Source organism: Pseudomonas sp. 39004, assembly GCF_028682155.1.
In the GTDB taxonomy this organism is placed as follows: Bacteria; Pseudomonadota; Gammaproteobacteria; order Pseudomonadales; family Pseudomonadaceae; genus Aquipseudomonas; species Aquipseudomonas capeferrum.
Map to the genome: position 1 here is coordinate 31,574 of NZ_JANIAG010000002.1, position 11,901 is coordinate 43,474.

The 11,901-nt window shown below is 64.2% G+C and carries 12 protein-coding genes; 9 read left to right on the top strand and 3 right to left on the bottom strand.

Annotated features, from left to right (window positions below; all coding sequences use genetic code 11):
• The first annotated feature begins 12 nt into the window (after positions 1-12).
• From NP534_RS00515 to NP534_RS00555, 9 genes are all read left to right on the top strand, one after another.
• The gene (locus NP534_RS00515) at positions 13-1,017 is read left to right on the top strand and encodes an aspartate carbamoyltransferase catalytic subunit (RefSeq protein WP_033701918.1); all 1,005 of its coding nucleotides are present in this window, start codon (positions 13-15) and stop codon (positions 1,015-1,017) included.
• Positions 1,014-2,285, top strand: coding sequence for a dihydroorotase (locus tag NP534_RS00520; protein ID WP_162525079.1), 1,272 nt, complete (start codon positions 1,014-1,016; stop codon positions 2,283-2,285). Before NP534_RS00515 ends, NP534_RS00520 begins: the two co-directional genes overlap by 4 nt.
• Positions 2,286-2,451: 166 nt before the next feature.
• Positions 2,452-2,982 carry an ATP-dependent protease subunit HslV gene (hslV, locus tag NP534_RS00525; RefSeq protein ID WP_003249309.1) on the top strand — a complete coding sequence of 177 codons (531 nt, stop codon included), beginning with the start codon at positions 2,452-2,454 and terminating at the stop codon, positions 2,980-2,982.
• Positions 2,983-3,055: 73 nt separating this feature from the next.
• On the top strand, positions 3,056-4,399 hold the full coding sequence (gene hslU / locus NP534_RS00530) for an ATP-dependent protease ATPase subunit HslU (protein ID WP_033701920.1): 1,344 nt from the start codon (positions 3,056-3,058) through the stop codon (positions 4,397-4,399).
• Positions 4,400-4,538: 139 nt separating this feature from the next.
• Positions 4,539-4,916, top strand: coding sequence for a DUF971 domain-containing protein (locus NP534_RS00535; protein WP_274097402.1), 378 nt, complete (start codon positions 4,539-4,541; stop codon positions 4,914-4,916).
• Between the two features lie 352 nt (positions 4,917-5,268).
• Positions 5,269-6,948 carry a class II poly(R)-hydroxyalkanoic acid synthase gene (gene phaC, locus NP534_RS00540; protein ID WP_274097403.1) on the top strand — a complete coding sequence of 560 codons (1,680 nt, stop codon included), beginning with the start codon at positions 5,269-5,271 and terminating at the stop codon, positions 6,946-6,948.
• A gap of 62 nt (positions 6,949-7,010) precedes the next feature.
• Entirely contained in the window at positions 7,011-7,862 is an 852-nt protein-coding gene (gene phaZ, locus NP534_RS00545) for a poly(3-hydroxyalkanoate) depolymerase (RefSeq protein ID WP_274097404.1), read from the top strand.
• Positions 7,863-7,922: 60 nt separating this feature from the next.
• Complete coding sequence (gene phaC / locus NP534_RS00550; protein ID WP_274097405.1) at positions 7,923-9,605, top strand: class II poly(R)-hydroxyalkanoic acid synthase; 1,683 nt, start codon at positions 7,923-7,925, stop codon at positions 9,603-9,605.
• 13 nt (positions 9,606-9,618) lie between these two features.
• Positions 9,619-10,233, top strand: coding sequence for a TetR/AcrR family transcriptional regulator (locus NP534_RS00555; RefSeq protein ID WP_033701926.1), 615 nt, complete (start codon positions 9,619-9,621; stop codon positions 10,231-10,233).
• Between the two features lie 59 nt (positions 10,234-10,292).
• Here NP534_RS00555 and NP534_RS00560 read toward each other — a convergent pair whose 3' ends face one another.
• From NP534_RS00560 to NP534_RS00570, 3 genes are all read right to left on the bottom strand, one after another.
• Positions 10,293-11,075 carry a phasin family protein gene (locus tag NP534_RS00560; RefSeq protein ID WP_274097406.1) on the bottom strand — a complete coding sequence of 261 codons (783 nt, stop codon included), beginning with the start codon at positions 11,073-11,075 and terminating at the stop codon, positions 10,293-10,295.
• A gap of 10 nt (positions 11,076-11,085) precedes the next feature.
• Positions 11,086-11,505: a phasin family protein gene (locus NP534_RS00565; RefSeq protein ID WP_033701928.1), complete on the bottom strand. Its 420-nt coding sequence runs from the start codon at positions 11,503-11,505 to the stop codon at positions 11,086-11,088.
• A gap of 105 nt (positions 11,506-11,610) precedes the next feature.
• Positions 11,611-11,886 (bottom strand): polyhydroxyalkanoic acid system family protein, encoded by a 276-nt coding sequence (locus NP534_RS00570; RefSeq protein WP_033701930.1) that lies wholly within the window; start codon positions 11,884-11,886, stop codon positions 11,611-11,613.
• Positions 11,887-11,901: the final 15 nt, after the last annotated feature.

The following is an 11,901-nucleotide window of genomic DNA, read 5'->3' on the forward strand; positions in this document are numbered from 1 at the left end:
GAGTCCCCCGCGATGACGCCAATCGACGCCAAGCGCCCGCTGCAGCTCAATGATCAGGGCCAGCTGCGCCACTTTCTCTCGCTCGACGGTTTGCCCCGCGAACTGCTGACCGAGATCCTCGACACCGCCGACTCCTTCCTGGAAGTCGGTGCCCGGGCCGTGAAAAAAGTCCCGTTGCTGCGCGGCAAGACCGTGTGCAACGTGTTCTTCGAAAACTCGACCCGCACCCGTACCACCTTCGAACTGGCCGCGCAGCGCCTGTCGGCCGACGTGATCAGCCTCAACGTGTCGACCTCCTCGACCAGCAAGGGCGAAACCCTGTTCGACACCCTGCGCAACCTGGAAGCGATGGCCGCCGACATGTTCGTCGTGCGCCATTCCGACTCGGGCGCCGCGCACTTCATCGCCGAACACGTGTGCCCCGACGTTGCCGTGATCAACGGCGGCGATGGCCGCCATGCGCACCCGACCCAGGGCATGCTCGACATGCTGGCCATCCGCCGACACAAGGGCAGCTTCGAGAACCTCTCCGTGGCCATCGTCGGCGACATCCTGCATTCGCGCGTGGCCCGCTCCGACATGCTCGCGCTCAAGGCGCTGGGCTGCCCGGACATCCGCGTGATCGGCCCGAAAACCCTGATCCCGATCGGCATCGAGCAATACGGCGTGAAGGTGTACACCGACCTCGCCGAAGGCCTCAAAGACGTCGATGTGGTGATCATGCTGCGCCTGCAGCGTGAGCGCATGGCCGGCGGCCTGCTGCCCAGCGAGGGCGAGTTCTACCGCCTGTTCGGCCTGACCACCGCGCGCCTGGCCGGCGCCAAGCCGGATGCCATCGTCATGCACCCTGGCCCGATCAACCGCGGCGTGGAGATCGAATCGGCGGTGGCCGACGGCAAGCACTCGGTGATCCTCAACCAGGTGACGTACGGCATCGCCGTGCGCATGGCCGTGCTGTCCATGGCCATGAGCGGGCAAAACACGCAACGCCAACTCGACCAGGAGAACGCCCTGTGAGCATCAGCATTCTTGGCGCCCGGGTCATCGACCCCAACAGCGGCCTGGACCAGGTCACCGACCTGCACCTGGATGGCGGCCGCATTGCCGCGATCGGCGCGGCACCGGCCGGTTTCAGCGCCAGCCGCACGATCCAGGCCGAGGGCCTGATCGCAGCACCTGGCCTGGTCGACCTCGACGTGGCCCTGCGCGAGCCGGGCTACAGCCGCAAGGGCAGCATCGCCAGCGAAACCCGCGCCGCCGTGGCCGGTGGCGTGACCAGCCTGTGCTGCCCACCGCAGACCAAACCGGTACTGGACACCTCGGCCGTGGCCGAGCTGATCCTCGACCGCGCCCGCGAAGCCGGCAACAGCAAGGTCTACCCGATCGGCGCCCTGACCAAGGGCCTGGAAGGCGAACAGCTGGCCGAGCTGGTGGCCCTGCGCGACACCGGTTGCGTGGCCTTCGGCAATGGCCTCAAGGAAATCCCCAACAACCGCACCCTGGCCCGTGCCCTGGAGTACGCCGCCACGTTCGACCTGACCGTGGTGTTCCACTCCCAGGACCGTGACCTGTCCCAGGGCGGCCTGGCCCATGAGGGCGCAATGGCCAGCTTCCTCGGCCTGCCCGGCATCCCCGAGACTGCCGAGACGGTGGCCCTGGCACGCAACCTGTTGCTGGTCGAACAGTCCGGCGTGCGCGCGCACTTCACCCAGATCACCAGTGCCCGCGGCGCGCGGCTGATCGCCCAGGCGCAGGAGCTGGGCCTGCCGGTTACCGCCGACGTGGCGCTGTATCAGCTGATTCTCACCGACCAGTCGCTGCGCGAGTTCTCCAGCCTGTACCACGTGCAGCCACCGCTGCGCACCGCCGCCGACCGTGACGGCCTGCGCGCAGCGGTCAAGTCGGGCGTGATCCAGGCGATTTCCAGCCATCACCAGCCCCATGAGCGCGATGCCAAGCTGGCCCCGTTCGGTGCCACGGAGCCTGGTATCAGCAGCGTCGAAGTGCTGCTGCCACTGGCCATGACCCTGGTCGAGGACGGCTTGCTCGACCTGCCGACCTTACTCGCGCGCCTGAGCAGCGGCCCGGCTGCCGCCATGCGCCTGCCGGCAGGTGAGCTGAAGGTCGGTGGCGCAGCGGATTTGGTGCTGTTCGACCCGAAAGCCTCAACGGTCGCCGGCGAGCAATGGCTCTCGCGTGGCGAGAACTGCCCGTTCATCGGCCACTGCCTGCCAGGGGCGGTGCGTTATACCTTGGTCGATGGGCACGTCTGCCACGAAGCCTGACCACCAGCTGTAAGCCTCAAGCTGCAAGCCACAAGAAAAAGCAGGCATGGCGCCGACGCGCTTTTTCTTGCAGCTTGCAGATGGTCGCTAATGGTTGAAATCCTTCCCCCCACCCCCATATGAGTCTGCATCAGGCACTTTCGCCCCGCTGCGTGGAGACTCTCCCTTGACCACCATCGTTTCTGTCCGCCGTAACGGCAAAGTCGTCATGGGCGGCGACGGCCAGGTTTCCCTCGGCAACACCGTGATGAAAGGCAACGCCAAAAAGGTCCGTCGCCTGTACCACGGCCAGGTCATTGCCGGGTTCGCCGGCGCCACCGCCGATGCGTTCACCCTGTTCGAGCGTTTTGAAGGGCAACTGGAAAAACACCAGGGCCACCTGGTCCGTGCCGCCGTCGAGCTGGCCAAGGAATGGCGCACCGACCGCTCCCTGAGCCGCCTGGAGGCCATGCTGGCCGTGGCCAACAAGGACGCCTCGCTGATCATCACCGGCAACGGCGATGTGGTCGAACCCGAAGACGGCCTGATCGCCATGGGTTCCGGTGGCGCCTACGCCCAGGCAGCAGCCCGTGCCCTTCTGAACAAGACCGACCTCTCGGCCCGCGAAATCGCCGAGACTGCCCTGAACATCGCTGGTGACATCTGCGTGTTCACCAACCATAACCTGACCATCGAGGAGCAGGACCTGGCCGACTGATCAGTTGTTTTGGCGTCCCGCCCGCGGCGGGACTTTTCCACACTGATTGCTCTGCTCGAGGACCATTTTCATCATGTCCATGACCCCCCGCGAAATCGTTCACGAACTGAACCGCCACATCATCGGCCAGGACGACGCCAAGCGCGCCGTGGCCATCGCCCTGCGCAACCGCTGGCGGCGCATGCAGCTGCCGGCCGAGCTGCGTGCCGAGGTGACCCCGAAGAACATCCTGATGATCGGCCCCACCGGTGTCGGCAAGACCGAAATCGCCCGCCGCCTGGCCAAGCTGGCCAACGCGCCGTTCATCAAGGTCGAAGCGACCAAGTTCACCGAAGTCGGCTATGTGGGCCGTGACGTCGAATCGATCATCCGCGACCTGGCCGATGCCGCGCTGAAGATGCTCCGCGAGCAGGAGATCATCCGCGTGCGCCACCGCGCCGAAGACGCCGCCGAAGACCGCATCCTCGACGCCCTGCTGCCGCAGGCGCGGGTTACCAACTTCAGCGAAGAAGCCGCGCAGACCAGCAGCGATTCCAACACTCGCCAACTGTTCCGCAAGCGCCTGCGCGAAGGCCAGCTGGACGACAAGGAAATCGAGATCGAAGTGGCGGATGCCGTGGGCGTCGAGATTGCCGCGCCGCCTGGCATGGAAGAGATGACCAACCAGCTGCAGAACCTGTTCGCCAACATGGGCAAGGGCAAGCGCAAAGCGCGCAAGCTCAAGGTCAAGGAAGCGCTGAAGATGGTCCGCGAGGAAGAAGCGGGCCGCCTGGTCAACGAAGAAGAGCTCAAGGCCAAGGCCCTGGAAGCGGTCGAACAGCACGGCATCGTGTTCATCGACGAAATCGACAAAGTGGCCAAGCGCGGCAATGTCGGCGGCGCCGATGTGTCCCGCGAGGGCGTTCAGCGTGACCTGCTGCCGCTGATCGAAGGCTGCACCGTCAACACCAAACTGGGCATGGTCAAGACCGACCATATCCTGTTCATCGCTTCGGGTGCGTTCCACCTGAGCAAGCCGAGCGACCTGGTGCCCGAGCTGCAGGGCCGTTTGCCGATCCGTGTCGAACTCAAGGCACTGACCCCGGAAGATTTCGAGCGCATCCTGCAAGAACCGCACGCTTCGCTGACCGAGCAGTACCAGGCGTTGCTCAAGACCGAGGGGCTGAACATCGAGTTCCTCACCGACGGTATCAAGCGCCTGGCCGAAATTGCCTACCAGGTCAACGAGAAGACCGAGAACATCGGTGCTCGCCGCCTGCACACCCTGCTCGAGCGCCTGCTCGAAGAGGTGTCGTTCAGTGCCGGTGACCTGGCCAGCACGCACGACGAAGCGCCGATCCAGATCGATGCCGGGTATGTAAACAGCCACCTGGGTGAGCTGGCGCAGAACGAAGACCTGTCGCGCTACATCCTGTAAGCGGCAAGCCTTGAGCTGCAAGCGACAAGCTGTTCAGTGTCGCTTGCAGCACCGCGAGGCATGATTTTTCCGCGATGGCTTGAATATCACTTCTTGAAGCTTGAAGCTTGCAGCTTGAAGCTCAGAAGAGATCCAGCCCATGGCCCGCCTGCCCACCGCCATCAACCTGCACAAAGCCTCCAAGACCTTGAGCCTGACCTACGGCCCAGACGAGGTCTACCACCTGCCCGCCGAATTCCTGCGCGTGCACTCGCCTTCCGCCGAGGTCCAGGGCCACGGCAACCCCATCCTGCAAGTCGGCAAGATCAACGTCGGCCTCGTCGGCCTCGAACCCGCCGGCCAATATGCACTGAAACTGACCTTCGACGACGGCCATGACAGCGGCCTGTTCACCTGGGAGTACCTGGAACAGCTGTGCCTGCGCCAGGCGCAACTGTGGGCCGAGTACCTCGACGCGTTGCATCAGGCCGGAAAGTCCCGCGATCCGGCCGAATCCGTTGTGAAACTCATGCTCTAGCTCAAGCCGCCTACGGTTTAGAGCGCATTTTCTAATCTCATCTGCTTGAATGCCCTACAGACAGCTCAGTGACGAGCTGTCTTGCGCATTACATGAAAGTCGGGTAACCAATGGAGCTGGCAAGGTCCCTGCATTGTCTTCAAGGCAACCAGGACCAGGCCGGTATGTAGAGGTCGCGAGCGAAAGCAGGCTGTCTTCACACGCAGAACTCCCCGCAGCTCATCACCCATGCATCCGGCCCGCAGCACCGCTGTTCCTTATCACTGGTCACCCGAGTAGCAGTACCGGGCTCTGGACTGTGCACTCCGCCACAGGCAACCGGTACTCGTCTCTGGACAACGGAGCGTCGTAGATGAGTAACAAGAACAACGATGAGTTGCAGCGGCAGGCCTCGGAGAACACCCTGGGGCTGAACCCGGTCATCGGCATCCGCCGCAAGGACCTGCTGAGTTCGGCACGCACCGTGCTTCGCCAGGCCGTGCGCCAACCGCTGCACAGCGCCAAGCACGTGGCGCACTTCGGCCTGGAGCTGAAGAACGTGCTGCTGGGCAAGTCCAGCCTGACGCCCGAAAGCGACGACCGTCGCTTCAACGACCCCGCCTGGAGCAACAACCCCCTTTACCGCCGCTACCTGCAAACCTACCTGGCCTGGCGCAAAGAACTGCACGAATGGATCGGCAGCAGCGACCTGTCGCCCCAGGACATCAGCCGTGGCCAGTTCGTCATCAACCTGATGACCGAAGCCATGGCGCCGACCAACACCTTGTCCAACCCGGCGGCGGTCAAACGCTTCTTCGAAACCGGTGGCAAGAGCCTGCTCGATGGCCTGTCCAACATGGCCAAGGACATGGTCAACAACGGTGGCATGCCCAGCCAGGTCAACATGGACGCCTTCGAGGTGGGCAAGAACCTGGGCACCAGCGACGGCGCCGTGGTGTACCGCAACGACGTGCTCGAGCTGATCCAGTACAGCCCCATCACCGAACAGGTGCATGCGCGGCCGCTGCTGGTGGTGCCGCCGCAGATCAACAAGTTCTATGTATTCGACCTGAGCCCGGAAAAAAGCCTGGCGCGCTTCTGCCTGCGCGCCCAGCAGCAGACCTTCATCATCAGCTGGCGCAACCCGACCAAGGCCCAGCGCGAATGGGGCCTTTCGACCTACATCGATGCGCTCAAGGAAGCGGTCGACGCGGTGCTGGCGATTACCGGCAGCAAAGACCTGAACATGCTCGGCGCCTGCTCCGGCGGCATCACCTGCACGGCGCTGGTGGGCCATTACGCCGCCCTTGGCGAGAAGAAGGTCAATGCCCTGACCCTGCTGGTGAGCGTGCTGGACACCACCATGGACACCCAGGTCGCGCTGTTTGTCGACGAGCAGACCCTCGAAGCCGCCAAGCGCCACTCCTACCAGGCCGGCGTGCTGGAAGGCAGCGAGATGGCCAAGGTGTTCGCCTGGATGCGCCCCAACGACCTGATCTGGAACTACTGGGTCAACAACTACCTGCTGGGCAACGAGCCACCGGTGTTCGACATCCTGTTCTGGAACAACGACACCACGCGCCTGCCGGCCGCCTTCCATGGCGACCTGATCGAGATGTTCAAAAGCAACCCGCTGACCCGCCCCGGTGCACTGGAAGTGTGCGGCACCCCGATCGACCTGAAGCAGGTCACGTGCGACATCTACAGCCTTGCTGGCACCAACGACCACATCACCCCGTGGCCATCCTGCTACCGCTCGGCGCACCTGTTTGGCGGCAAGATCGAGTTCGTGCTGTCCAACAGCGGCCATATCCAGAGCATCCTCAACCCACCGGGCAACCCCAAGGCACGCTTCATGACCGGCGCCGATCGCCCTGGCGACGCGGCGGCCTGGCAGGAAAACGCCACCAAGCATGCCGACTCGTGGTGGCTGCACTGGCAGAACTGGCTGGGCGAGCGTGCCGGCGAGCTGAAAAAAGCGCCGACCCGCCTCGGCAACCGCGCCTATGCCGCAGGCGAGGCATCACCGGGCACCTACGTTCACGAACGTTGAGTTGCAGCGCCGTGGCCACCTGCAGGTGACCACGGTGTTTACTTCACCACAGAGCCACGCGCATGCCGCAACCCTATATCTTCAGGACCGTCGAACTGGACCAGCAGTCCATCCGCACTGCCGTGCGCCCTGGCAAACCGCACTTGACGCCGCTGCTGATCTTCAACGGCATCGGCGCCAACCTGGAGCTGGTGTTCCCGTTCATCGAAGCACTGGACCCGGACCTGGAAGTCATCGCCTTCGACGTACCGGGCGTGGGCGGCTCGTCCACGCCGCGCCAGCCCTATCGCTTTCCGGGGTTGGCCAAGCTGACGGCACGCATGCTCGACTACCTCGATTATGGCCAGGTCAATGTGATTGGCGTGTCCTGGGGCGGCGCGCTGGCCCAGCAGTTCGCCCACGACTACCCCGAGCGCTGCAAGAAGCTGGTGCTGGCAGCCACGGCTGCGGGCGCGTTTATGGTGCCGGGCAAGCCCAAGGTGCTGTGGATGATGGCCAGCCCGCGGCGCTACATCCAGCCTTCCCATGTGATCCGCATCGCCCCGCTGATCTACGGCGGTGGCTTTCGCCGCGACCCGGACCTGGCCATGCAGCACGCATCCAAGGTGCGTTCCGGCGGCAAGCTGGGCTACTACTGGCAACTGTTCGCAGGGCTGGGCTGGACCAGCATTCACTGGCTGCACAAGATCCAGCAGCCCACGCTAGTGCTGGCAGGGGATGACGACCCGTTGATTCCGCTGATCAACATGCGCCTGCTGGCCTGGCGGATTCCCAATGCCCAGCTACACATTATCGACGACGGCCATCTGTTTCTGATCACCCGGGCCGAGGCCGTCGCCCCGATCATCATGAAGTTCCTTCAGCAAGAGCGTCAGCGCGCAGTCATGCACCCTCGCCCAGCTTCGGGCGTGTAGGCGCGGGTTTGCCTGCGATGAGGGCATCAGGCGCAAGGGTCAAGACCAGGGAGTGTTGCCATGAAAGACAAACCGGCCAAAGGAACGCCAACGCTTCCCGCCACCAGCATGAACGTACAGAACGCCATGCTCGGCCTGCGCGGCCGCGATTTGATATCCACCCTGCGCAGCGTCGGCCGCCACGGGCTGCGTAACCCGCTGCACACCGCCCGCCACCTGCTGGCCCTGAGCGGCCAACTCGGCCGGGTGATGCTCGGCGACACGCCCTACCAGCCAAACCCGCGCGACACGCGCTTCAGCGACCCGACATGGAGCCAGAACCCGCTGTACCGGCGTGGCCTGCAAGCCTACCTGGCCTGGCAGAAGCAGACCCGCCTGTGGATCGAGGAAAGCCACCTGGACGCCGATGACCGGGCCCGTGCGCAGTTTCTGTTCACCCTGATCAACGACGCCCTGGCGCCCAGCAACTCGCTGCTCAACCCGCTGGCGGTGAAGGAGCTGCTCAATACCGGCGGCCAGAGCCTGCTGCGTGGCGCGGCGCACCTGCTCGACGATCTGCGCCACAACGACGGCCTGCCTCGCCAGGTCGACGAGCGCGCATTCGAGGTGGGCGGCAATGTGGCGGCAACCCCAGGCGCCGTGGTGTTTCGAAACGAGTTGCTGGAGCTGATCCAGTACCAGCCGATGAGTGAAAAGCAGCACGCCCGCCCCCTGCTGGTGGTGCCGCCGCAAATCAACAAGTTCTACATCTTCGACCTGAGCGCGACCAACAGCTTCGTCCAGTACATGCTCAAGAACGGCCTGCAGGTGTTCATGGTCAGCTGGCGCAACCCCGACCCACGGCACCGCGAGTGGGGCCTGTCCAGCTACGTTCAGGCCTTGGAAGAAGCGCTCAATGCCTGCCGCAGCATCAGCGGCAACCGCGACCCCAACCTGATGGGCGCCTGCGCCGGCGGCCTGACCATGGCGGCGCTGCAAGGCCACCTGCAAGCCAAGCACCAGCTGCGCCGGGTACGCAGCGCCACGTACCTGGTGAGCCTGCTCGACAGCAAGTTCGAAAGCCCTGCCAGCCTGTTCGCCGACGAGCAGACCCTCGAGGCGGCCAAGCGCCGCTCCTACCAGCGCGGCGTGCTGGACGGCGCCGAGGTGGCGCGCATCTTCGCCTGGATGCGGCCCAACGACCTGATCTGGAACTACTGGGTCAACAACTACCTGCTTGGCAAGACCCCGCCAGCCTTCGACATTCTCTACTGGAACGCCGACAGCACGCGCCTGCCCGCCGCATTGCATGGCGACCTGCTCGACTTCTTCAAGCTCAACCCACTGACCCACCCGGCGGGCCTGGAGGTCTGCGGCACGCCCATCGACCTCAAGCAGGTCGACCTCGACAGCTTCACCGTGGCCGGCAGCAACGACCACATCACCCCCTGGGACGCCGTGTACCGCTCGGCCCTGCTGCTGGGCGGCGAACGGCGCTTCGTGCTGGCCAACAGCGGGCATATCCAGAGCATCATCAACCCACCCGGCAACCCCAAGGCCTATTACCTGGCCAACCCCAAGCTGTCGAGCGACCCGCGCGCGTGGTTCCACGACGCCCAGCGCAGCGAGGGCAGTTGGTGGCCCTTGTGGCTGGAGTGGGTCACACCCCGTTCCGGCCCGCTGAAGGCGCCGCGCACCGAACTTGGTAATGCAACCTATCCGCCGCTGGGCCCTGCGCCAGGCACCTATGTCCTGACCCGATGAGCACACCGCCTGGATGAAAACCCGCGACCGTATCCTTGAATGCGCCCTGCAGCTGTTCAACCAACAGGGCGAACCGAACGTCTCGACCCTGGAGATCGCCAACGAGCTGGGCATCAGCCCTGGCAACCTGTACTACCACTTCCACGGCAAGGAGCCTGTGGTGCTGGGCCTGTTCGAACGCTTCGAAGAGGCGCTGATGCCCCTGCTCGACCCGCCGCTGGAGGTGCGCCTGGATGCCGAGGACTACTGGCTGTTCCTGCACCTGATCGTCGAACGCATGGCGCAGTACCGTTTCCTGTTCCAGGACTTGTCGAACCTGACCGGGCGCCTGCCCAAGCTGGCCCGTGGCATGCGCAGCTTGATCAATGCGCTAAAGCGCACCCTTGCCGCGTTGCTCGCCAGCCTCAAGGGCCAGGGGCAGGTGGTGAGCGAGACCCAGGCACTGGGGCAACTGGTGGAGCAGATCACCCTGACGCTGATGTTCTCGCTGGACTACCAGCGTGTGCTGGGGCGCGAGGGGGATGTGGGGATTGTGGTGTATCAGGTGATGATGCTGGTGGCACCGCACCTGCAGCCCCCGGCACGGGCGGCGGCGGAGCAATTGGCGGTGAGGTACCTGGAGGGGTGAGGCTGTTCAATCGGCAGTGACTTCTTCGCGGGGCAAGCCCGCGAAGAAGTCACGCAGTATCAGGCTTCGGTAACTGCGCTCACCGGTGCCGACGGTGTATTGCTGGCCGGTGCCGCGCTTGGCGCTGGCGCTGCGGTGGCAGCGGGTGCGGCGCTGGTGGCCGGTGCTGCCGGTTTGGCCGCAGCCGGTTTGGCCGGGGCCTTCTTCACCGCAGGTTTCTTCGCTGCAGCAGGCTTGGCCGCAACAGGCTTGGCAGCCGGTTTTGCCGCCGGCTTGGCAGCGGCAACCTTGGCCGCGGGTTTGGCCGCAGCAACCTTGGCCGCAGGCTTGGCAGCAGCGGTTTTAGCAGCCGGTTTGGCAGGCGCCTTGGCCAACGGCTTGGCCGCAGTCTTGCTCGCAGCAGCTTTGCTCGCAGCAGCCTTGGAAACCGGCGTGACCGAAGCACCGGTCAGCTTCTCGATCTGCTTGGTCAGGCTGTCCACCTGCTGGTGCAGGGCCTTGATCTCGTTACGGCTAGGTACGCCCAGGCGCGAGATGGCGCTGTTCAGGCGCTTGTCGAAGGCTTCTTCGAGCTCGCTCCACTTGCCCAGCGCACGGTCCTTCACGCCAGACACCCGCGAGGTGGTCGAAGACTTGGCGGTTTCGGCGACATCTTCAGCGGTCTTCCTGGCCTGCTTCTCGGCCTTCTCGCCGTCTTTCACCAGCGTGTCGAACAGCTTCGGGCCGTCCTGGTCGATCTTCGAATAGATACCCAGCCCGGCCAGCCAGATCTTGCGGGAGTACTTCTCGATCCCGCCGACCCAGGAGCTGCTTTCTTTATCGGAATTCTTCTTGCCAGCCATCCTGCTCTCCTTATGGTTTGTGCGCGACGCGCTCAAGCAGCTCGTGCAGCTGTTCAAGCTTGATGGACAACGCCTCAACGTCATGTTTAGACGGAATGCCAAGGCGATTCAAGGCGCGACCAACCCGTGCGTCGAAAGCTTTTTCGATCTTGTCCAGTTGAACTTCGACCTTGCCGCGTACGCGACTGACTTCCTGGGTCGCTTCGTCAATCTGGGTATTGGCGGCATCGAGCTCTTTGTCGATGCGTTTCTTGCCACGTTTTTCAACGCCTTCGCCGGCCTTGACCAGCTCGCTGAAGTACTCGGAACCTTCCTGGCCGACGCGGGCGTAAGCGCCGATACCTGCCAGCCAGATCTTGCGCGCGTAGCCGCGCACCTCGCCCAGGGTGCCCAGGGCGTCGTCCTTTTTCTTCACATTCACTTTGGCCATGCTCTGTACCTCATGCTCATGAGTGGAGAGGAACCGCCCAGGGAGGTTGGGCTTGAGCATAAGGTAGAGCGCGAAATTAGAATTCTCACCCTAAGGTGGCAGGCCTCAGGCCAGGGCTTTGTCCAGCGCCCGCTCGATCTCGCCCTTGATGGTGCCGCTCATCATCGACAGCATCATGCCCAGTTTCAGCTCGACGCGGATGCTGTCGTCACCGATGTGCACGCTGCCGTTGGCGCCACTGCGTGCCACGTCGACGCGGTCGCCGTTCCAGGTGGCCTTGAGGTCATATTCGCGGCTCAGCTTGTCCACCAGCGCTTCGGCCTTGGCGCGAGCGGCCTCGCGGCCAAGGGAGTGTTTGCGTTCGACGCTGATCTGGGTCATGCGGGTGTTCCTGGA